The following is a 23415-nucleotide window of genomic DNA, read 5'->3' as shown; positions in this document are numbered from 1 at the left end:
CCACCTAACAAAACAGCAATAGAACATACCACCAAATTAATACCTAATGTGGTTTTAAAAAACTCGAATATATTTAGCAGCTTTCTAATATTAATTTATTTTTTCTTCGAAAGGAATATTAACATCAAAAATCTCATTTAACAACAACACAATCTCATCCAGATAATTATTTAAAGTTTCTCTGGCAACAGTAATATCCAATTCTTTATCTTCTTTAAATCCGAATGGTAAAAAACCCGATTTTAGATTTTTAAATGAAATAATCCCAACTTCAACAGGAAATTCGCCTGCATCTTTTTGAAACATAAAAGCATAGGCCAGCACCTGAATAATTTTGTCATTTTTAAGCTCCTGAGTCAATCCGTTCCATGATTTCAGAATAACATTAGCTTTTTCAACTTTTCCTGTCTTATAATCGATGATTCTTATCTTTCCGTTACGTAGTTCAATTCTGTCTACATTTCCTTTAATCAGAACAGGGAAAGGCAGCTTCGAATTTTCAAGCACTTGCTCTAAAGTTTTTTCTAAAGCAATAATTTTAACTGCATCGCCGTTTTTAATCGCTTCCAATTCCATTTTTAAAAAATTAGAAACATTGCGTTTTGCAACTTCAAAAGCCAGAAGATTGCGGCCTTTCTTAATTTCTCCTTCTTTATAAACCAACTTAAATTGCTTTAAAACTTCATCATCCAACAACTCAAAACAATTAGAAATATCCTCTTCAGAAATAAATTTCCCGATAAAAGGCGTATACAAAGTCTCCAATGTCCCATGAATAATAGTTCCCAAGGTATTCAAAGCAATATTTTCTTCGACTTCCTCGACTTCACGGATACGAAGTATTTTTTGAAAATAAAAATCAATCGGATTCCGAATATAACTTGTTAAAGCCGAAGGAGAAAATCCCGTCGCAGCTATTTCTTTTAAACGTTCCATTACTGCCTCTGATTTTGGAACCGATATTGGTTTATAAGCCGTTGCAGGCAAAACCGGATTGTAAATATCAAAAGTTAAATTATGATTAGATTGTTTTTCTACGTCTAATTGAGTTATAAAACGACTGCGTTCTCCAGCATCCAATCCGTCATTTTCTGTATTATAGATTAAATAAATATTTTTCGCTCTTTGCAGCAGGTGATAAAAGTGATAGGTATATATTGCATCTTTTTCTTTAAAAGTTGGCAAACCCAGTTCTTTTTTTACATCATACGGAATAAAAGAATTTTGAGATTTTCCAGCCGGAAATTTCCCTTCATTCATAGAGGTCACAATTACTGTCTCAAAGTCAAGAACACGGCTTTCCAAAACCCCCATAATTTGCAGACCGTTTAAAGGCTCACCCTCAAATGAAACTTCTGCAATATCTATAACTTGTTTATAAATTGCATATAAAGTCTGAATATTGTCTATATGGGTATGCTTAGAATAATAATTAATTAGCTTATTTACAACTTTAAAAATGGAGAACACAAAAGTTTTTGCAATTTTTTCTTCCTCATTATCATTATTAAAATTTTCTTTTATCAAAAGCAAAAGAGACGAAATACTTTCTAACACTGCCAAAGAGCCATTCTCCCATTTTTGAAATAGCAGACTAAATAAATCGGAAGGATTTAAATTAAGTTCATTTAATCTGGTATTGGTAATAAAAGTATAATTATTTTCTTTTATAATTTTAACCAATTGACTTGTTTTAGCAAAAGGTTCAATCAATGGATGAGTCAGTATATCAAGCACATCTTTGTAATAAAATACATAACTCGCTCCATTTCTGGAAAGAGCATTTGTATGCATTTTGAACAACTTTGCAATTAAAATTTGGGATGGGTTATTTTTGCCGGAATACCCCATAGTAATATTCAGTGCACCAACAGAATTTGGCAAAGAATACAAAACAGGCATCAATAAATTTTCTTCACCAAGCACAATAGCCACTTTATCAAGAGAAGATCCCGGATTATTCCTAATTATATCTTCAATAAAACTTCCGGAAAGTTTTGCCTGTCCAATAGTTTTTGGAGTCCCTATTACCTGAATGTTTTTTGACTGAGAAAAATCATCCGTAATCCACTCGAAATGATTTGATTTATAGTATTTCCAGTTTTCTTTAAACCGTCGAATAAAAAGACCTGCATCGTGATAAGGATCATTTAGAAAGGTTTGATCAATATCCCAATAAATTTTTGCCTGATCAAGAGCCAAAAGATGTTGCACAATTTTTTCTTCGGCTGCATTTAAAGCATTAAAACCCGCAAAAACATAAGTATTATTCGAAGTCGTATTTGAAAAATGATTTAGATTATTTACTGCTTCACGATAAATCAATCCCTGGTAACCGAAACCTTTATTCAGTAAGTGGCTGTATAAGGCTTCATAATAAATTGGCAGTAATTTCCAAAAATCAATATAATTCTCAAGGAGTTTAGTTTTATTTTCAACTTCAATTCCCCATTTTTTAATGTCTTCAATGTCTTTGAGATAAGACAAAACATGTGATGGCTCCAAAAGATAACGATCAATTTCATTAAAATCCTGAAGAAGTGTTTTAGCCCAATTCGCAAATAATTCAAAAGATTGCTGATGCTGCTTTTCTGTAACAGAAAGATAAACTTCATAAAATTCAAATAATAACTCAATTGAATCGACAGCACGAATAGAAGCAACTTCCTGCACAAAATCTTCAATAGAAACAATATTAGGAGAAAGAATCGTCTGGTTAGTTTGTTTTCTTAACGCTTCAATTAAAAAAACCTTAGCTCTTTTGTTAGGAAGCACAATAGTAATTTCAAATAATCTATCAGAATAATCCTGAATAATAGTAGCAGCTATTTTTTCTAAAAAAGAAGTATTTATCATAGGATAAAAATAAAAAAAGCCATTCAATTAAGAATGGCTTTTTAAAATTATTTAGAAAAGTAAATTATAGTTTACCTTCATATTTAGAACCAATGTGTCTAATTTCTGTTCTTCTGTTTTGTGCTTTACCTGCAGCAGTTTTGTTGCTTGCAACTGGCTGAGACTCACCAAAACCTTTAGACTCTAAGTTTTCTGCGTTTACACCTCTTTCAATTAAAGCATTCTTAACAGCAGCAGCTCTATCTTCAGAAAGTTTTAAATTCAATTTATCAGAACCATCACTATCTGTGTGTCCTTCAATACTGAATTTCGCATTTGGATAGTTTTTAAGGATTTCTTTAATTGCATCTAATCTAGCTGGAGTTTCTTTGTCTCCTGTTTTGAAAGTAGCTTTACCTGAATTAAAGTAAACTGCTCTTGCCTGAACTTTAAGCTCTTCTAAAGCTTCTGTAGTGATTTCTGGACAACCTCTGTTACTAGCAGGACCTGCAACTGTAGGACAATCGTCATCTTTATCAAGAACACCGTCTTTGTCAGCATCTAAGAATGGACAACCACCATTTTCTTTTGGACCTGCAACAGTAGGACATTTATCATCTTTATCAGCAATTCCGTCTCCGTCTGCATCAGGACAACCTTTTAAAGCAGCTAAACCAGCAACATCCGGACAAGCATCATCTTTATCAGCGATTCCGTCTCCGTCAGTATCAGGACAACCGTTTAATGCAGCTAAACCGAATACATCTGGACAAGCGTCAGAAGCATCAACGATTCCGTCTCCGTCAGTATCAGGACAACCGTTGAATTGTTTTAAACCAGCAACATCCGGACAAGCATCATCTTTATCGTAGATTCCGTCTCCGTCAGTATCTTTACCTCCGAATTTGAAAACTAAACCAGCTGTATGCTGGAAGTGAGATGGAGCATCTGGCTCACCATTTGCATCTTCTCTATCTCCAAAAGCCCATTTATATCTTGAAGCAAGCTCAAGACCAATAGCATCTGTAAACCAAAAAGTCACACCAAGACCTGGATTAACAGTTCCAAAACTACTATCTCCGAAGAAAGTATAACCTCCACCAACAGATAACGAAGGATCTACTACTTTAGATTTGATTAATTCCTGGAAGCTATATTTGATAGTAGCATCAATTCCGTAATACATTAAATCACCAGGATTGTAAACAACATTTCCTCTAGAATCTGCATCTGGGCTAGATGGATCAAAAAGAACATATTTATCTATTTTATTCACAGAACCTTGTAAACCAACAGAAAAACCATGTCCTACATATTTACTTACACCAATATAAGATAAAGAAGGAAGAATATTCCAGTTATCTTTTACAGCAAATGGCTGAGAAAAGTGTTGATCAAAGAAACCACTTCCTGAACCAGAACTTGTTCTGGTATCAACGGCATTAACTCCAAAAGAGATAGCCCATGGATTGTTACTGTCTTGTGCGTGAGCATTTAAACCCATCGCCATTAACACAGCAACAAAAAGTTTGTTAAGATGTTTCATACTTATTTTTTTTAATTACAATTTAGTTAATTACAGACAAAAGTAACACCTAATTTTTTAAATACAAAATGTTATGTTAAAAAAAACCTACAAAAATTGCATTAAATGGTAATTATATAACTTTTAACATTTGCCCAACTAACACAAAAGCATTGATTGCCTTATCTAAATGTTCTTTCGAATGTGCTGCAGATAATTGCACCCTAATTCTGGCTTTTTCCTTAGGAACTACAGGAAAAAAGAAACCAATTACATAAATTCCTTTTTTAAGAAGTTCATTGGCCATAGTTTGAGATAATTTTGCATCATACAACATAACGGGTACAATTGCAGAATCTCCGTCTATAATATCAAAACCAGCTTTTTTCATTCCTTCTTTAAAATAATTAGTGTTCCATTCTAATTTATCCCTCAAAGAAGTATCTTTTTCTAAAAGCTCAAAAACTTTAATAGAAGCGCCAACAATTGCAGGTGCTAAAGAGTTTGAAAACAAATAAGGGCGTGAACGCTGACGAAGTAATTCAATGATTTCTTTTTTAGCAGTAGTATATCCTCCCATTGCACCCCCGAGAGCCTTACCAAGTGTTCCGGTTATAATATCAACCCTTCCCATAACCCCTTTTGCTTCAAGCGTTCCTTTTCCTGTTGCTCCAATAAATCCGGCGGCATGACATTCATCCACCATTACCATTGCATCGTATTTATCAGCCAAATCACAAATTTTATCCAACGGAGCTACAAGACCATCCATTGAAAAGACGCCATCTGTAACAATCAATTTAAAACGCGCACCTGCCTCATTAGCTTTGATTAACTGCTGCTCTAAATCCTCCATATTACTATTTTCATAACGATAACGAGCGGCTTTGCACAAACGAACACCATCGATAATAGATGCATGATTTAAACTATCTGAAATTATAGCATCATTTTCACTTAACAATGGTTCAAAAACACCACCATTAGCATCAAATGCAGCCGCATAAAGAATAGTATCTTCTGTACCATAAAATTCAGCGATTTTTTTCTCTAATGTTTTATGAATGTCCTGAGTACCGCAAATAAAACGAACTGACGACATTCCAAAACCATGTGTATCCATTGCATCTTTTGCTGCCTGAACAACTTCCGGATGCGAGGAAAGTCCTAAATAATTATTAGCACAAAAATTCAAAACCTTTTCCCCAGTAGAAATAGTGATCTCAGCATCCTGGGCTGAAGTTATAATACGTTCTTTTTTAAAAATCCCGTTTTCTTCAATCGTCTGCAACTCACTTTGCAGATGCTCTTTAATTTTTCCGTACATTTTTATGATTTTAATATGTTAAAAATTAACGAGTTAAGAACTCATTTAACCTTTTAACATCTGATTAATTTTATCACAAATTTACCACATCAATTTCGGTACCTATATACACCAAGGCCCTTTTTAACACTTTGTACCCTAAATCTTCAACCGCATTTTGATATTCCTGAATTTGATGCATATATTTAGGATTTTTGACACCAGTTTTATAATCCAGCAAATAAGCTTCCATATTCCTGGTCAATACAACTCTGTCGGGTTTTAAGGTTTTACCTTGTTTCTGAACAATTGTCTGCTCATTTAAAACAGTATTTTCACCATCAAAACAAATGCTTATTTCAGGATGATTTACAATTTCCTGAAGTGTTTTAAAAACAATTTCTTTTTGACTATATGTTATCAATCCGTTCTCGATTGCTTTTGTAATCGCCAAATCAATATCTGATTTATCTTTTACAAAAGCTAAAATTTCATGCACAATATTTCCATATGAAATTGCCTCCTGCTGATGTGTACCCCACATTAAAGCTTCACGTTGAGCAATTTTAATATTTTTTAAATTTAACACCTCTGAAACTACCGGAATTGTTTTTAAAGAATCTAATGTTTTTCCTGAAGGAGAAAGTTTTTTTGAATTTCCAAATTCATATTCTAATTTCTCAGAATCATAAACTCCTTTATTCATCAAATATTTAATAAAAAAAGAAGCCATATTATTTGGAAACTCCCCGTCTTTTCTTTCTTTTAATGACTGAGAAATAACATATAATTGTTCTTCAGCCCGTGTCAATGCAACATACAAAACATTAATATTATCCAATAACTCCTCTTGCTTTTTCAAATTAAAAACCACAGATGCACTTTCACCAAAACTTTCAACACTGCTGCTATTATCAATTAAAGCTTTTGGCACACCCAAATCTTCATCTTCTGTATCCAGCCACAATTTATCTTTTGGCTTCCTGTTATAATCTTCTTCAGCAAAAGGCATAATTACAACTGGAAATTCCAGACCTTTCGATTTATGAATTGTCATAATCCGGACTGCATTATTTCCTTCGGGAGACGGAATACTGAATTTCTCTGAGTTTTTCTCCCAATAATTTAAAAAATCAGCCATTCCTGCCTGATTACGAATATCGCGTTCCAGAACAATATCAAGAAAATATTGCACATAAGCATTTCCTTCAAAAGGAAGAACAAACTTAGATATAATAATTTCTACAGCTTCATAAAGTGATTTTTTTCGGATATTCTCAAAAGAAAGAGAGACATCAAAAGCTAAAAGCCACTTTTCAAAATCATTTTCAAGTTTCTGATTCATTCCTTCTGCAATGAAATCATGAATTGGCATTTCTATCTCTTTAGCGTTTGCTAAAAAATGCAGGAAATTTGCTTTAGCTTCCAAGTCTACACTATTGTTCAGATACTTTAGCAAATGAATAATCAGCCTGACTTCAGTAGCGTTTTGAATCATTAACGTTTCTGATGATAAAAGCGGGATACTTTGTTCAGTCAAATAATTTGCAATAGCGACTCCCTGACCTCTTTTACGAGTCAAAATTACAATGTCTTTATATTCAAAACCTCCACGGATAACTTTCTGAATTGTATTTAGAGTTGCCAGAACATATAAATCCAACTTCTCTGTCACTTCTTCTTCATCAGCAAAATCATTTTTTTCAATTAGAGGAAGAAATGAAATATTGACATACCCTCCTTTTTTAGAGTTTGTATTTTGAAAACTATGATTCTCGTATAAATTTTTATAATCTTCATTTGAGAATTCAGTTGAAATTAATTTAAAAAAGGCATTATTAAAATCAATTACCTCGCTATAACTTCTATAGTTAGTATCTAAATGTTTAATTAATTTATCGGGGTTATTAAACGGATTTACATCTTTACTTAACTCAATAAATTGTTCCGCTTTTCCTCCCCGCCAACGATAAATGGACTGTTTTGGGTCTCCAACAATCATCAAAGTTCCTTTATTACCAAAATCATCCTGCCCAGAAAGCGCATTATCAATTAGCGGAATCAAATTTTGCCATTGCATCTCCGAAGTATCCTGAAATTCATCTATAAAAAAGTGGCGATATCGCTCTCCCAAACGTTCATAAATAAATGGTGCAGGCTGATTTTGAATTTCGCGGTGAATAATCGCATTGAATTCTGAAATTGATAAAATATTTTGCTCGGATTGAATTTTGACCAGTTCATTGCTAACTGTATTTAGCAAAGAAAGCGGTGTTATATTTTTTAGAAACGCTTTGTAAAAATCTCTCTTCTCGAAATTTTTATAAACTTTTACTAAAATCTGGAGGAGGTCAGGAATAATATTTTCAATCAGCGCTTTGTCTTTTGCCGTTTTATTAATGGCAATATCATCAAATTCGTGAAAAGTTTTATTTCTCGTGTTGAATTTTCCGTCGCGGATATTCTCTAAATGATTTGGAAAAGTCCCTCTTGAAAATGATTTTAAATCAATTCCGTTTTTATCAATCAGCAACAGTGCTTGTAATGCAAATTCAGCATTTTCTTTTTCTAAATCAGCACATAAAACTGACATCTTCTTTTTAATGGCAACAAATTCTTCAATTGATTTATCATGAAAATGCAAAATCTCATTCCGGTTATTTTCATTCAAAACCAATCTCCCTGTTTCCAGAATTTCACGTGAGACATCCCAACTTTTATCCTCATCAGTCTTTTCCATCGTAAAATCAATCAGTAACTTAGTCAGCGTTTCGTCCTGACCTGCTTGCGCAATAATAGCATCTACAGCTTCTATCAATAAATTTTCGGTATCCAAAGTTACCTCAAAAGTCATAGGTAAATTCAGATCATGTGCAAAAGCCCTGATTACTTTATGGGTAAATTTATCAATGGTAGAAATATCAAAAGCAGCATAATTATGAATAAGATGCTTGATAATATTCTGAGATTTTGTTTTGATTTTAATTACAGAAAGTCCTGTTTCGCGGGATAAATCTTCCATCAAATCAATAGCTTTCGCAGAAGGGTCGTCTTTGGTAAATTCTGACAAACTCCCAACAATCCGGCTTTTCATTTCATGAACTGCTTTGTTAGTAAAAGTTATCGCAAGAATATTTCGATAAGCATCATTTTTAGGTGAAGAAAGAATAATCTTGAGATATTCCTTAACCAAAGTATAGGTTTTTCCAGAACCTGCAGAAGCATCATAAATTGAAAAAGACGGGTTTTGCATAATTTTAGGTATTTGCATTGTAAAAATAGCACATAAAACCCCAATATTGCAAAAATTCCAAATTCCAATACCTGAATACAATAAAACGCATCAAACATTGGAATTTGGAACTTGTATATGGATATTTTAAAATACCTTAAATTATGTCGTTTTTGGAAAAGCTCTTTTATTAAAGACAAGCAAAATTCCAACCCCAGTAGAAATGGCTACGTCAGCAACATTAAAAATAGCATTAAAAAATTCAAATCGTTTTCCACCAAAAAAAGGTATCCATGCAGGCAAATCCCCTTTCCAGATAGGAAAATAAAACATATCTACCACTAAACCATGAAACCAGGTTCCATAAGGCTCAGGTGAAAAAGGAGTCGCTAAATTATTATAACTTCCATCAAAGATAACTCCATAAAAAACAGAATCCAGAATATTCCCCGCAGCACCGGCAAAAATAAGTGCAATTGCTACAACTAAATAAGAAGACGCATGTTTTTTTACAGAATCGTATAACCAATATCCAATTCCAAAAACGGCAAATATTCTAAAAACAGTTAGAATTAATTTCCCATACTCTCCAGGTATTTTAGTCCCCCATGCCATTCCTTCATTTTCTATAAAATGAATTTTAAACCAATTAAAAACTGTCACCTCTTCACCTAAAATAAAGTTTGTTTTTACATAGATTTTAGAAACCTGATCGATCAATAATATTATAAATATGAGGAGATACGCTTTTCTTAATGACATGTTATGAATTTTAATGTTGGCAAAAGTAACAATTAAATCAAAAAAAATGCTCCTTATGGAGCGTTAATTCTTTTGTAATAAAACTATTTACCGGAAGTTATCGTTAAGCAGATTATAAGTTCTGTTTATTATTTGTTTTAGGATCTCATTTGTGGCTATCAGCAAAAAAGTCAGAGATAAATTTAAGCAATCCTTTTTCTCCCTTTTTCAGGCTTAACTTTTTTTTGCGGCATCTTTCTCAATTTGAGACTTTAATTTAATTCGCAATTTTTCAAACTGTATAACTCTGCTTTCATACATGACCCCACCTATTTGAATTTCAGCGCCTTATCAACTATGTAAGTTTTTTACAGTAAGAAATTAAAATTATTAACAATTCACGGTACGATGATACATAATTTAATTTATATTTGTTAATAAAAATTAACACTTGTTTACCTAAAAAATTAAAATATTTAAAAATAAATGGCGAAAATAAAATAATTTTAACAACATTTCCAAATCCTACAAATTCATGAATAAGATCACCACTGCACTAAATGATTTTTTTAGTTACTACTAAATCTACATCAGCCTTAGTCTTAGATGAAAAAGGTAAATTAATCGCATCACGGCATATAAATTACGGAGACAGCGTTGCTTATATGAGTGCTACAATTTTATCTATGAGTGATAAATTCTGTCGAATTTAAAAAAAGGCTCTCTTAAACAATTGTTTTTAAAACCACTGATGGAGTTGTTACAGGAAACGAAATAAACAGTTCAAATTTTATAATTGCCTTTCCAAAAGAAGGAAGCAATCTTGGATTATTAATGCGGAAAGCAGATGAACTTAGCAAAAACACCTTATTAAAATAACATAAATCTATCAACTATTAAACCAACTAATTATGAGTAACGACTTTTTAAATGTGTTTTTAAATGAAATGAAAGCCAACGTAAATGGCTTTATAGCAGTAGCTGTAACAGAAATTGAATCCGGATTAAGCTTTGGAAACTTAACCGTTAATCCCGCTTTTGATCCTGAATTGGCAGCAGCTTATAACCTTGAAGTAGTAAAAGCCAAATTGAATGCTGTAAAAGCCTTAGGATTAAACCAGGATATTGAAGATATTTTGATTACACTTACAAATCAAATTCACATTATCGACATTTCTCCCAACAAAAAGTTCATGATTTATCTTGCTGCCGATGCAACCAAAGCAAATTTAGGAATGACGAGAGCAATTTTAAAAAAGCACAAATCAGAATTAGAAAAAAATCTAGCATAATATACTTTAAAACCGCCACTATAACCAGGGCGGTTTTTTTATATTCGATTCTTTTTAAACTTACAACCAGTTTATCTTTTCTATTCTTACAAAATTACACTTTTAAATTTAGCTTATTTTGAAAATTTGCAAACAATTTCCTTCAAATGCAAACATCCCTCCTAAAGTCAGCTACAGCCAAACATTAAACAAAAAAAACGCCCCTAAATGGAGCGTTGATTTATATATATTTCAAGGTGATATTATCGTTGCAAGTTTTTAGCTTCGATACTCATTGTTGCATGAGGAACGATTTTAAGCCTTTCTTTGCCGATTAATTTACCCGTTACTTTGCAAATACCATATGTTTTATTTTCAACACGGAATAGTGCGTTTTTTAAGTCACGAATAAACTTCTCTTGTCTTATAGCCAATTGAGAGTTTGCTTCTTTAGACATTGTTTCACTTCCTTCTTCAAAAGCTTTGAAAGTTGGAGAAGTATCATCTGTTCCATTATTCAAATCGTTCATATAGGCACTTTTGATCAAATCAAGATCTTCTTGTGCTTTTTTAATTTTTGCCTGGATTATTTCTTTGAACTCCGCTAAATCAGCGTCTGAGTATCTTGTAATTTCATCTATCATGGTACTATATTATTTTGAAATTAATATCATTGTTTTAATATCATCAAACTCAATTTCTGTGCCGTTTTCTAAAGCATCAGCAAAAGTCAAGCTATCTGTTAATGTTTCAGACTTTATGTAGTCTTCATTTTTTGAAACTGCTTCTTCTAAAAGACCGTTTCTTTTTATTTGTACTTTAATTTTATCGGTAACCTCAAATCCAGAATCTTTACGGATATTCTGAATTCTGTTTACTAATTCTCTCGCGATACCTTCGTTCTTTAGCTCTTCGGAGATTGTAATATCAAGCGCAACTGTTATTCCGTTTGAATTTGCAACCAGCCAACCTTCGATATCCTGCGATGTTATTTCGACGTCTTCCAGAGATAAAGTTACATTATTTCCAGCAATAACAATATCTAACGTGCCCTGCTTGTCTAGCTGATTGATTTGTTCAGCAGAAAAACCTTGTATCTCTTTAGAAATCAACCCCATATCTTTTCCAAAACGTGGACCTAGAGCCTTAAAATTAGGCTTAATCTGTTTCACTAAAATACCTGAAGCATCGTCTAAAAGCTCCACTTCTTTAACGTTTACTTCTGCTTTTACCAGATCAGAAATCGCCTCAATTTCAGCACGCTGATTGTCGTCAAGTACCGGAATCATTACCTTTTGCAAAGGCTGACGCACTTTGATCATCTCTTTTTTACGCAATGACAAAACCAAAGATGAGATCGTTTGCGCCTTCTGCATTTTGCTTTCCAACGTTTTATTAACAAAGTTTTCGACAAATTTCGGGAATTCAGCCAAGTGAACACTGGCAAAATCCTCGGTTCCCGTCGATTCAGTTAAATCTCTGTACAACTTATCCATAAAAAATGGCGCTACCGGAGCACTTAATTTACTGATTGTAAGCAAACAAGTATAAAGTGTTTGATACGCTGCAATTTTATCTTTCGCATATTCACCTTTCCAGAAACGACGACGGCATAAACGAACGTACCAGTTACTTAAGTTTTCCTGAACGAAATCAGAAATCGCTCTTGTTGCTTTTGTTGGTTCGTAATCTTCGTAACATTCATCAACAAATTTTATTAATGTATGCAATTCAGAGATAATCCACTGATCGATTTCAGGTCGTTCGTTTAACGGAATTTCAGCTTCAGCATATTTAAACCCATCGATGTTCGCATATAACGAAAAGAACGAATAGGTGTTGTATAAAGTTCCGAAGAATTTACGGCGCACCTCAGCAATTCCTTCGATATCAAATTTCAGGTTATCCCAGGGATTTGCGTTTGAGATCATGTACCAGCGTGTGGCATCTGGACCGTATTCTGCAATTGTTTCAAAAGGATCTGTAGCGTTTCCTAGACGTTTAGACATTTTCTGTCCGTTTTTGTCTAACACCAAACCGTTTGAAACTACATTTTTGTAGGCTACTTTATCAAATACCAAAGTTCCGATCGCGTGCAGGGTATAAAACCATCCACGGGTCTGATCTACTCCTTCTGCAATAAAATTAGCCGGAAAATCTTTATTCTCATCAATTTTGTCTTTGTTCTCAAAAGGATAATGCCATTGTGCATAAGGCATTGCTCCAGAATCAAACCAAACGTCGATTAGATCACTTTCGCGCTTCATTGGTTTCCCGGAAGCAGAAACTAAAGTAATTTCATCAACTACATTTTTGTGTAAATCAATTAAATTATAATTTGATTCAGACATGTTTCCGATTTCGAAACCTTTAAACGGATTTTCTTTTTGAAAACCTGCTTCGATAGATTTTTCGATCGCATTGTATAATTCTTCAACAGAACCAATAAGAACTTCTTCTTTTTTGTCTTCAGTTCTCCAGATTGGCAATGGAATCCCCCAATATCTAGAACGAGATAAGTTCCAGTCGTTGGCATTTTTAAGCCAGTTCCCAAAACGTCCTTCACCAGTAGATTTAGGTTTCCAATTGATAGTTTCGTTCAGGTCGAACATTCTATCTTTTACATCGGTTACTTTAATGAACCAAGAATCTAGTGGATAATATAACAACGGCTCATCAGTTCTCCAACTGTGTGGATAACTATGTACGTATTTTTCAACCTTAAAGGCTTTATTTTCTTCTTTTAATTGAATAGCAATTTCTACATCAGCAGAACGCTCTGGTGCCTCACCTGCATCATAATATTCGTTTTTCACATACATTCCTCTGAACTTTTCAGGAACGGTATCAATATCAATAAATTTACCTTGTAAATCAACAAGTGGAACTAAAATTTGATACTTAGTTTCAAAAGACGAATTTGCAAAATAATCTTCATCTTCTTTTACTATATTATTCTCTTTATTTGGATTATTAGAGTCAATTAAGTTATGAAATGAATTAACTAACATAGGTGGCACCTCTGGCTTTGCTTCTTTTGCTACTTTAGCATCATCTGCACCAAAAGTCGGAGCTGTATGTACAATTCCTGTCCCATCTTCTGTAGTCACGAAATCTCCTAAAATAACTCTAAAAGCATTTTCTGGATTTTCATATGGTTGTGCCCAATTTAATAATTGCTCATAACGAATATCAACTAAATCAGCTCCTTTACATTCCGAAATAATATTGTAAGGTATTTTTTTATCGTTTTTATTATATGAAGCCGTTTCAACTAATTCTTCAACTTCAAAATACTTACCAGAAAATTGTTTTGCAACCAATTTTTTAGCAAGAATTACCATCATAGGTAAAAAAGTATACTGATTATATGTGAAAATTAAAACATAATCGATTTTTGGACCAACTGTCAAAGCCGTATTTGAAGGCAAAGTCCACGGAGTAGTTGTCCATGCCAAGAAATATGCCTCATCTGTTGGAGCTGACCCAAGATTAAAGGCCTTGATAATTTTCTCTTCTTTTAAACTTGTTTTGAATTGTGCTACAATCGTAGTATCTGTAACATCTCTGTAAGCTCCAGGCTGGTTTACTTCGTGAGAAGACAATCCTGTTCCTGCTTTTGGAGAATACGGCTGAATTGTGTAACCTTTGTACAACAAACCTTTATCGTAGATTTGCTTCAAAAGCCACCAAACAGACTCCATATATTTTGGTTTATAAGTCACATACGGATCTTCCATATCTACCCAATACCCCATTTTTTCGGTCAAATCATTCCAAACGTCCGTATAACGCATAACGGTTTTTTTACACGCTTCGTTATATTCTTCGATCGAAATCGTTTTACCAATATCTTCTTTTGTAATTCCTAATTCTTTTTCGGTACCCAATTCTACAGGCAATCCGTGCGTATCCCAACCGGCTTTTCTTTTAACCTGAAAACCTTTTTGAGTTTTATATCTGCAAAAAATATCTTTAATCGCACGTGCCATTACGTGGTGAATTCCCGGTAATCCGTTTGCTGAAGGCGGGCCTTCAAAAAATACGTAAGGCTCTGCACCTTCGCGAGTGGTTACACTCTTTTCAAATATATTTTCTTTCTTCCAAAAATCAAGAACTTCAGAAGCTACAGTTGGCAAGTCAAGTCCTTTGTATTCAGTAAATTTTGTACTCATTTTATCCTTTTCTTAATCGAGGTGCGAAAGTAAGGAATTTTGAATTATTGTCCATCAATTTCTTGAAATTTCACACTTTTATCAAAAGATAATGATTCAAAAACAAAAGAATTGATTACTTTCTGGTACTAATCTCAAAAATATGAGTGAATAAACCAAAAAGTAATCAATTCTAAGTTTTTCTTTTCAGACAAATTAAAGACTATTTAAATCCTCCGAAATACACTTCTTTCATAAAAATACGATTTCCAAAAACAGGGTTTATTTCTACTTTTTCCCTTACTTCCTGATACAAAGTCTCGCCATTAAAATCTTCAATTTCATAATTAATTTTATGTGGGATTTTTCCAGAATTCAGAGTTGCAACAGGACGATAATCACCAAAAAGTTTTCTCTCGAAAAAGCTCTTATTTCCGTTATCAAATTCTGTTTTTTCTGTTGAAACTATATTGAAATTTTCTTTATCAATAAAAACATGATAATCCGTTTTTGGAATTGTTCTGTTTCCTGTACTTAATGTTTTTTCAAAATAATTTAAATGATAACATAATCTGCCTTCATACATTTCATCTTCCAAAACTTCAAAATTATTCCATAAATCGAGCCTTAAATCAGTCAAAAAGTTTACTAAATCAGCATTTTTAGATAAATTATTATGATCATAAGAGGTAAGTTTTGTCCATTTTGCATTTACACCGCTTTCACGGTCATCATGACTCCAGGCTTCTGCTCCATTCAATATTTCATAATAGCTTTCAGGCATTTTTTTCCTAAGAAGATAATTAGAATTTGTTGCCCATTTTTCTTCTGTCTGAGGCACTTTATTTCCTTCAATAGTAAGTTTAGAAAAAAGGTGTGCTTTTTCAATTTTTTTTAAAGCATCGCTTCCTCCCAGACTGGCAACCACTTTTGCCAACAAATTAGCATTAAGCTGATACGGAATAGAATCCAGCAGATTATATCTTTGGATTTTAGCTTTTTCCAGCTTTGCTTCACGGTTCGCTTTTTCAGTTTCCCACTCTGCATCCTGCTGCTCTATTTTTTCAAAAAAAGCTAACCTTTTTTCTTCTTTTTCTTCAGCAATTTTAAGTCCTAATTTTTTAAGATCTGCAAAACGGGTTGTATGACTTCTAATTTTTTTATCAGCAAAATTGGCCTTATTTACCCTTTTAATAATCGAAGATCCTCTGGAATCCTGTTTATCGTTCTCAATCAGTAAATTAGCATACATTAATGTTTTTTCTTTATTTTCAAGTATAAAATAAGTCTCAGCCAAATTGTTTGTTACAATGAACCGAATGTTTTCATTTAATGGCGAAGGAGGGTATTTAACCAACAGACTTTCCAGATATTGCAAATGCGGAGTCAGCAATTTTTCATCTAAACCTTTTTCCAGACTTACTTTCTCCATCTGAGAAGTAATCTCGTTTTCAAATGCCAGCATTTGATTATATTCAGAATGCCCTTTTGAAGTTACAAATTCAAATTTTTCCTTGGATTCATCCACATAATAAGCTAATTTATAATTTAAAAAATCCTGAATTCTATCAACAGAATCATAAATCACTTTGTCTATCCCGAGCTCTTCTGCAGTATAATCATTATCCTTCATGGCTTGTGCGATTCTTTTATTATTTGAATCTACTGCAAATTTCACATTCCCTTTTTCATATGAACTTGCAATTATATGCGATTCAAGACTATTAAAATCCTGAGAAAATAAAATTTTATCCGCGCATTTAGCTTCAACTTTTATCCTTACGTCATATCGGGTATAGACCTCAAATTTCCAATTACTCTTTTTTTTATCAAAAGTACTATCAACTTTTGTTGAATTAAATTTAGGCAATGTAATTGTTAAATAAATTTTTAACTTACCGTTTAAAGGATCTTTTATAAAACCATTAATGTTAAAATATTCTTTTTTTAAAATAATTTCTTCCTGCACCAACTCCTTATCCATTTGATAAAAAGTAGTTTGCGTTAAAGCATTATCAAGAACAGGAAATTCTGAATATTTAATTACGGGTATATAAAACTTCTTTTTTTTTGAGCTTATTTTTTCTTGTGCCTGTACTAAACCAATTACAAGCAAAGCGATTAAGAGTACTGTTTTTTTCATAGGCAAAAAAAAGCCATCAGAATTTATCCTGATGGCCTTAGAGGTTTTATATTTTTTATTTTTTGTTAAATATCTGAATAGACTTATCAGAAACATAAAAGATATTCTGAGTTGCAGGGTCAATTTCATAAACCGGTTTATTGTTGTTGAAAATAATTTTATCAACCTCTACCCCGTCTACTTTATTAACTTTAACCAAAACTTTTTCTCCTGAATCTGCTTTTGCGAAAATATAAGAGAAATCTCTGTTTTGTTTCATCGCATTGAAACGAGAATTAAACTTAGCTGCTACCAGGCCAAGAGCTGCTGCACCAGCTGCATAGGCTTTTGCCTGATCCTGGTTAGTCTTATCTTCCTTTTTTACAACCATCGATCTCATATTTCCTGAAGAATCACGGTATGTCATTGTTAATTCAGCACCTTTTATATCACTTACCACTGAACTTACACCCATACCAATACTCCCTACAATAGCAGCACTTTTAATAAGACGTCTAGTTCCTTCTCCTGGCTGTGTGTAGACATGATGGTATTTAATTGTTCCGTCCGCGTTCACACCCATTACTTCAACAGGTCCAGAGAGTACAACTCCCCAAGGAAATTGTTCTATACTGTTTAATTCTTTCTCTTTTTTGATATTTACTTTTGCGAAAGGCTCAGGCTTATCGCTAATGCTTGGATCAAACTTATATAATTTTTCGTCATTATATACTACGTAAGAATTTGTAGCTTCGTCATAAGCAGGCAATACCGGACGGTCTTTTTCAAACTTAATATTACGTTTCCAAAGTTTAACTCCTGACTTGTAATCTACCATGTTTCCGTAAGTTCCCGTAAGGTACATTACTTTTTCACCTACTTTTCCTAAATAATAAATCGGATCTTCTTTATCATCAGATATTTCAATGAATTTTTTCCAAAGCTTTTCGCCATCTTTGTTGATTAGCATCATTTCATTTTCTGCTACGTACAAGAAATCCTGCTCGATAGGGATAACTCTTTTCAATCCGTCTCCACGAGCGTCTTTTTTCCAGATTTTTTCACCTGAACTTAAGTCATAAAAATTAAAACCGCTGTAGTGTGCCACTAAGATTTTTGTTCCCCAATCTTCCAGATAAACAACCCTTTTAGTTTTGATAGATTCTTTCCAGATACTTTTTCCTGTATCAGTATTCAATACATTTAAATATTGTTTTGTAGAAAAAGTTCCGGCATTATTAACCACAACAATATTTTTATCATTTTGAGTTAAAAAGAATTTAGAATAATCTTCTTCGCCTTTCCAGTTTAACTTTCCTGAAGCTCTGTCAAATGAATATAGCTTTCCGTACAATAAATAGTAAATAACAGATCCGTGTACTGTTGCTATGTTTGTGTTTGCAGATTCTTTGAAAGAAAAACTAAATAATGATTTTGCTTTATCAACAGTTGTATTCCATTTCAATTCACCTGTTTTCATGTCTAATAAAGCAATTGCCATGTCACCATCTTTTTTCAATGTAAGAAGGTATTCATCTGTTTCAGGAATAAAATCAGATTGAGTAACCCAGAAAGATTCCTTAGATGAATTGTAGACTACTTTACCGGAATCAGTATTGATGATTATATACTTATTATTAATGTAAGCTTCTACATATGGACTACCCGGAACGCTGGTTAAGGCACTCTTCTCTTTAAAGACTTTCCCAAAATCAGGATCACTCAAAATATCCCCGGCTGATGTTGTTCCGAAATCATCTTTAGTCAGAGTCCATACAATTTTTTTTGTTTCCGGATCCAAACCTTTTATAGTTCCACCCTCTTTAAATACAACAACACCTGTAATTTGGTTCTGCACTAAATCCTGAACAGCATTCTCTGTTGTAACAATTTCATCATATTTCCTTTGGGAAACAGCAGAAATCGAAACCGCCAGAAGCAAAATAATAGAAAAAGTAATTTTCTTCATAGTAGATTTTTTAAATTAATGAATAGAAATGTGGCAATTATGATTAAAATTAATTGTTTGCGAATATATAGAAAATTAAACTTTAATTAAGAAAATATTTCTTTCAAAACCTCAAGTGATTTGGGTTTTTTGAAACCATCTAAATGGAGGCTGTAATAATCAATCAGAATCTTTAGCAGTATTTGTCTTTCTATTACATGAAAGACTTTCTGATCGTTATCAAATTTTAAACCGAGTAGTTTTTTAAACAGATTTGTTTCGTGTTCTGTCAAAGAATTTAATCCTTTAAAAATTGCAAAAACACCATCATTCATTTCAAAATATGGCAAATCTAACTCTGAAATATCCGGATAAAAACCCAGATATTTTGTTGTTTCCAGCATTAAAATTAAATGAAAATTAACAACTTCATCGTGATGGTCAAGCCATATCAGCGCTGTTTCTAAAAACACAAATAGTGATTCATTTTTTTCTTCTTCCTGAATTGAATAATGCAAAATTTCAGAAAGAAACATGACCATCGTACTTTTTACTAGATTGGTATGAATGCTTTGGAAAGGAACTGCAGTTTTAATTTCTTTGAAGTTTTCTAAAGTACCTTTATTTTTATGAACAGCTTCTATTTCAAGAATAGATAAAGGCTGGAAATAAGCAATTTTCTGACTTGCCTTCCGACTTGAAAAAGCATCACGTACAAAATAAGACTTCAGTCCACTTGAAAGTGTAAAGCATTTTACAATCAGACTTTTTTCCTGAAACTTTAATGCAGAAATAACAATTGCTTTGGTTTTAAAATGCATGTATCGCAACTTTCTTAGTATTACTATTTCTATACCTGTCTAAAAATCTTTTTTCGACAACGAACCATGAGAAGATGGCAAAAACTAATGTAAGTAAAACAACTGCACCCCCCATAATAATAGCATTATATTTATTAAACAAATCATACTGCCTGAAAAGCTGAATTATTGGAAAGTGATAGATGTATAGTCCGTAAGTAAAATCTCCATATTTCCCAAAATTATTTAAAAGTGGAATGCTGTAAGCCAAAATTATTATTAACAAACCGAAAGCAGCAGGATAAAAAACATTTATTTGAAAATGAAAAAAAACAGTAATCAATAATGAAATTATAGCTGTAAAAAATAATTTTACTCTGTTTTTCAAAACATAATCCAGATTTAAATTTAAAAAGATTCCAACTGAAAAATAAGCTAAATAACCCGGCATTTGTTTTGCCAATAGTGGCTGATTTAATACATCATCCGTTATGAACCAATATAGCAAGGACAATAAATAAATTATTATAAGCACAACAAAAGTTTTTTTTGTTTTCTTTATAATGTAGAAAATAAAAGGTAAAACGATATAAAAGGATTCCTCAACTTTTAAAGTCCATAAGGATCCGTTTACTGCGCAAATTAGATTATTTTCGAAAAGTCCTGGCAGGCAGGGATGCATAAAATTCAGAAAAATTAAATTCCATCCTAAATATTGATAAACATTTACATTTGTGAAATATTCAGAAAAACTATACGTACTAAACATCGCAAAGATTAAAACCGATAATACAATAACGACAGTGAGGCAGGTAAAATTCTTTTTGCCCTTTTAATAAAATATTCTTTTAATGACGATGTATTAATAAAGCTTTTAGCTACTAAAAAACCACTAATTACAAAAAAAACCCTTACACCAATTGCCGAATTAGAATAATCAGACAAGAAATACAGATTTTTATTTTGAGAAAGTTCAGAAAGATGTGCTAATAGAATATTTGCAGCAAAGAAAAACCTTAAAAAATCAAAACAATTTTTGTTATTCATAGCCACTAAACTTACCGAACAATCATCACTTTTTTTACTTTTGTTTCGCTTCCATCCTGAGCCGAAACAAAAACCATGTATACACCGGATGCTACTTTATATCTTCCAAAAGCTGTTGTATCCCATTCTATTGTTCCTCCTTCAGAAATAGTTTCGTATACCAGATTGCCTTCAATATCTGTAATTTTAATATTTGCCTTATCAATTAACCCGGCAATTTTAACTGTTCCTGAATAAGCAGGACGAACCGGATTTGGATAAATGTATACATTATTCAGATTTTCATTAGCTTCTGTAGCTGAACCTTTAAAAGAAATCATTCCTTTAGTTGTTGCAATAAAAACCTCACCCGTTTTATTATTGATTTTGATGTCGTTTATGGCATTAGCCGGCAAAGGTGAATTATTTATTGTAAAATGGTATTTTGTTTCCTGACCATTTTGTGATACCATAAAAACACCCGAATCTGATGTCCCTATCCATTTATTGTTGGATCCATCTACGGCTATTGCGGTTATAGATTGTTCATATAATAGTTCTTGTGCCAAACCATCTTCCATAATTATTATAGGTTTTGTGGTTAATTGGCTTTCAGATTGAAAATTATTTACATTCGATAAAACTCTTAATCCTTTAGTGGTTCCAATCCATAATTGATTTTTAGTATCAATTGATAAAGCTCTCACGTCTGTTGTTGGCAGATTTCCTAAATCTGTACCGAAATTTATTTTTTTAAAGGTATTAGTGCTTTCATTAAAACCAACAATCCCTTCGGTATTCATTGAAATCCATTTCGTCCCATTTTTATCAATAATCAAATCGGTATAACTCGCATCTTCGGGTTTTGCTAAAATAGTCTTCATGGAAACGCTTTGCCATCGTCCATTTGTTTTCAACACTTTCAATCCGTTTTCAATCATATTATTTGTCAGCCAAAGGTTTCCTGATTTATCAAAAGCTGATCCGTTGATACGAACATCAATATAATTAGGACCAACAAAAGTTAATGTTTCTAACCCACTATTTTTTTCATTATATAAAACAGTTGGTTCATCATTTTCAATTTTTAGTAATCCTGAAAAATAAGAACTTGCATATACCTGATTTTCATCATTTGGATTCACGATGATATTTACTATTGATTTTGCGTTAAAAACTTCTTCATAAGGAATATTAAGCCATGCTTTTTCTCTAAATTTACTAACACCATAACTATCCAGAGGATATGGGTTCATTCCGGAATTATAATCTCCATAAACAGCCCAAAGAACATTTGGAGTAACATCCAGAGCAAAAACATTATTTCTCAAAGGACCATCTGGCATATTATTCTCAAACGCTGCAGAAACAGAAAGTGAAGAACTAAATAAACCGTTATCTTTAGTCCCAATATTAATAACATCTCCTAAAGAAGTTGCACAGGTAAAAATCAAACTTGCATTTAAAACCTGGGTATTAACAATCTGACGACTTAGAATCATTTGATTGTTATAAATATATATGGTATTGGGTGTTGTAATAAATAAATTATGATTAACTGCCCTCATATCTGTAGAATACTGCGGAAGCTGTAAAAAACCAATAAAAACATTCGAATTATAACGATGAATATAGCCTCCCGAATTAACTGCAATAAGTTCTGAATCTAAAGTTTCCACACTTGACCAATCACCTGAATTTATAACTGACCATTGATTATAATCGACTAAATTTGCATTAGTGCTATTTGCACGCTTTATACCGCCTGAAGTGGCGGCAAAAATAAAACCATTAAAAAAAGCAGTTTGTTTTACAGCAATTTCTGCTCCGGCATCACCAATAAAATAAGTATCTCCAAATTGCGAAGTAGTTAAATTAAACTGCACAATTCCAAAATCACATGAAACATAAATCAATCCATTGTGTTCCATAAAATGATTGATTTTTTTTATACCCGAAGGCAGTTGTTTATTGATAATATCTACAACTTTCAACATACTGCCGTCCTTTTCATTTATGACAATCATCAAACCGTTTTCATAGCCTACCAATGTTTTTTTAGAAGCTTCACTATAATACATTGATGATATAGTCTGTCCGGAAAGACCATCAATAGTGGTAGTTGTTTTAATACTGTTTGTTTCTGAATTTTTAGAAAACAAAGCATTTTCTGAAGCAGCAATAACTGTTGCCCCTGCTGTAGAAACATCTTTAATTTCATTATATGAAAAATAGCCTTCCCATGACAAATTACTCTGTGAAAAGCTGTATTGAAAAATTGTTAAAAGCAAAATATATAAAAAACCTTTTTTCATTATTTAGAAGATTCAGATTCACAAATATAATACAAACGAAAGTATTTGATTTTTGTTCTGTTTTAAATTAATATTTAAATTATACTGAGAATATGGGGAAACTAAAAATGCCTCCTATTTTATCCAGATTTAAGGACAAA

At 32.5% G+C, this 23415-nt stretch carries 14 protein-coding genes; 1 reads left to right on the top strand and 13 read right to left on the bottom strand.

Features of this window, described 5'->3' with window-relative positions; translation table 11 throughout:
• Positions 1-90 precede the first annotated feature (90 nt).
• From DMB68_RS14595 to DMB68_RS14575, 5 genes are all read right to left on the bottom strand, one after another.
• Entirely contained in the window at positions 91-2856 is a 2766-nt protein-coding gene (locus tag DMB68_RS14595) for a PD-(D/E)XK nuclease family protein (RefSeq protein WP_110347404.1), read from the bottom strand.
• A gap of 64 nt (positions 2857-2920) precedes the next feature.
• Complete coding sequence (locus DMB68_RS14590) at positions 2921-4381, bottom strand: OmpA family protein (RefSeq protein ID WP_110347403.1); 1461 nt, start codon at positions 4379-4381, stop codon at positions 2921-2923.
• 112 nt (positions 4382-4493) lie between these two features.
• Positions 4494-5687 carry a glycine C-acetyltransferase gene (gene kbl, locus DMB68_RS14585; RefSeq protein ID WP_110347402.1) on the bottom strand — a complete coding sequence of 398 codons (1194 nt, stop codon included), beginning with the start codon at positions 5685-5687 and terminating at the stop codon, positions 4494-4496.
• A gap of 73 nt (positions 5688-5760) precedes the next feature.
• A complete protein-coding gene (locus tag DMB68_RS14580; protein WP_110347592.1) occupies positions 5761-8919 on the bottom strand; it encodes a UvrD-helicase domain-containing protein in 3159 nt (1052 codons plus the stop codon).
• Between the two features lie 141 nt (positions 8920-9060).
• Positions 9061-9660: a lipoprotein signal peptidase gene (locus DMB68_RS14575; protein ID WP_110347401.1), complete on the bottom strand. Its 600-nt coding sequence runs from the start codon at positions 9658-9660 to the stop codon at positions 9061-9063.
• 890 nt (positions 9661-10550) lie between these two features.
• Here DMB68_RS14575 and DMB68_RS14565 point away from each other — a divergent pair.
• Complete coding sequence (locus DMB68_RS14565) at positions 10551-10931, top strand: hypothetical protein (RefSeq protein ID WP_110347400.1); 381 nt, start codon at positions 10551-10553, stop codon at positions 10929-10931.
• 242 nt (positions 10932-11173) lie between these two features.
• Here the strand turns inward: DMB68_RS14565 and DMB68_RS14560 are convergent, their stop codons facing one another.
• The 8 genes from DMB68_RS14560 to porZ form a co-directional block, all read right to left on the bottom strand.
• On the bottom strand, positions 11174-11554 hold the full coding sequence (locus DMB68_RS14560; RefSeq protein WP_110307084.1) for a TraR/DksA family transcriptional regulator: 381 nt from the start codon (positions 11552-11554) through the stop codon (positions 11174-11176).
• 9 nt (positions 11555-11563) lie between these two features.
• The gene (gene ileS, locus DMB68_RS14555; RefSeq protein WP_110347399.1) at positions 11564-15085 is read right to left on the bottom strand and encodes an isoleucine--tRNA ligase; all 3522 of its coding nucleotides are present in this window, start codon (positions 15083-15085) and stop codon (positions 11564-11566) included.
• Between the two features lie 202 nt (positions 15086-15287).
• Entirely contained in the window at positions 15288-17207 is a 1920-nt protein-coding gene (locus tag DMB68_RS14550) for a hypothetical protein (protein WP_110347591.1), read from the bottom strand.
• 55 nt (positions 17208-17262) lie between these two features.
• Positions 17263-19155: an outer membrane protein assembly factor BamB family protein gene (locus DMB68_RS14545; RefSeq protein WP_110347398.1), complete on the bottom strand. Its 1893-nt coding sequence runs from the start codon at positions 19153-19155 to the stop codon at positions 17263-17265.
• An 86-nt stretch (positions 19156-19241) separates the two neighbouring features.
• Positions 19242-19955 carry a DNA repair protein RecO gene (gene recO, locus DMB68_RS14540; RefSeq protein WP_110347397.1) on the bottom strand — a complete coding sequence of 238 codons (714 nt, stop codon included), beginning with the start codon at positions 19953-19955 and terminating at the stop codon, positions 19242-19244.
• Complete coding sequence (locus DMB68_RS14535) at positions 19945-20712, bottom strand: acyltransferase family protein (protein WP_394335922.1); 768 nt, start codon at positions 20710-20712, stop codon at positions 19945-19947. The genes recO and DMB68_RS14535 overlap by 11 nt, the downstream gene beginning before the upstream one ends.
• Positions 20712-20981 carry an acyltransferase family protein gene (locus DMB68_RS23800; protein ID WP_110347395.1) on the bottom strand — a complete coding sequence of 90 codons (270 nt, stop codon included), beginning with the start codon at positions 20979-20981 and terminating at the stop codon, positions 20712-20714. The genes DMB68_RS14535 and DMB68_RS23800 overlap by 1 nt, the downstream gene beginning before the upstream one ends.
• Positions 20982-20992: 11 nt before the next feature.
• Positions 20993-23275 carry a type IX secretion system anionic LPS delivery protein PorZ gene (gene porZ / locus DMB68_RS14525; RefSeq protein ID WP_110347394.1) on the bottom strand — a complete coding sequence of 761 codons (2283 nt, stop codon included), beginning with the start codon at positions 23273-23275 and terminating at the stop codon, positions 20993-20995.
• Positions 23276-23415 lie beyond the last annotated feature (140 nt).

The organism is Flavobacterium hydrophilum (genome assembly GCF_003202405.1).
Classification (GTDB): domain Bacteria; phylum Bacteroidota; class Bacteroidia; order Flavobacteriales; family Flavobacteriaceae; genus Flavobacterium; species Flavobacterium hydrophilum.
The sequence above is the reverse complement of the archived record's forward strand: the minus strand, read 5'-3'. Positions and strand labels throughout refer to the sequence as shown.

Coding starts and splice junctions, on each gene's coding strand:
- DMB68_RS14595 (WP_110347404.1), bottom strand. CDS start 2,856: ATGATAAATACTTCTTTTTTAGAAAAAATAGCTGCTACTATTATTCAG.
- DMB68_RS14590 (WP_110347403.1), bottom strand. CDS start 4,381: ATGAAACATCTTAACAAACTTTTTGTTGCTGTGTTAATGGCGATGGGT.
- kbl (WP_110347402.1), bottom strand. CDS start 5,687: ATGTACGGAAAAATTAAAGAGCATCTGCAAAGTGAGTTGCAGACGATT.
- DMB68_RS14580 (WP_110347592.1), bottom strand. CDS start 8,919: ATGCAAAACCCGTCTTTTTCAATTTATGATGCTTCTGCAGGTTCTGGA.
- DMB68_RS14575 (WP_110347401.1), bottom strand. CDS start 9,660: ATGTCATTAAGAAAAGCGTATCTCCTCATATTTATAATATTATTGATC.
- DMB68_RS14565 (WP_110347400.1), top strand. CDS start 10,551: ATGAGTAACGACTTTTTAAATGTGTTTTTAAATGAAATGAAAGCCAAC.
- DMB68_RS14560 (WP_110307084.1), bottom strand. CDS start 11,554: ATGATAGATGAAATTACAAGATACTCAGACGCTGATTTAGCGGAGTTC.
- ileS (WP_110347399.1), bottom strand. CDS start 15,085: ATGAGTACAAAATTTACTGAATACAAAGGACTTGACTTGCCAACTGTA.
- DMB68_RS14550 (WP_110347591.1), bottom strand. CDS start 17,207: ATGAAAAAAACAGTACTCTTAATCGCTTTGCTTGTAATTGGTTTAGTA.
- DMB68_RS14545 (WP_110347398.1), bottom strand. CDS start 19,155: ATGAAGAAAATTACTTTTTCTATTATTTTGCTTCTGGCGGTTTCGATT.
- recO (WP_110347397.1), bottom strand. CDS start 19,955: ATGCATTTTAAAACCAAAGCAATTGTTATTTCTGCATTAAAGTTTCAG.
- DMB68_RS23800 (WP_110347395.1), bottom strand. CDS start 20,981: ATGAATAACAAAAATTGTTTTGATTTTTTAAGGTTTTTCTTTGCTGCA.
- porZ (WP_110347394.1), bottom strand. CDS start 23,275: ATGAAAAAAGGTTTTTTATATATTTTGCTTTTAACAATTTTTCAATAC.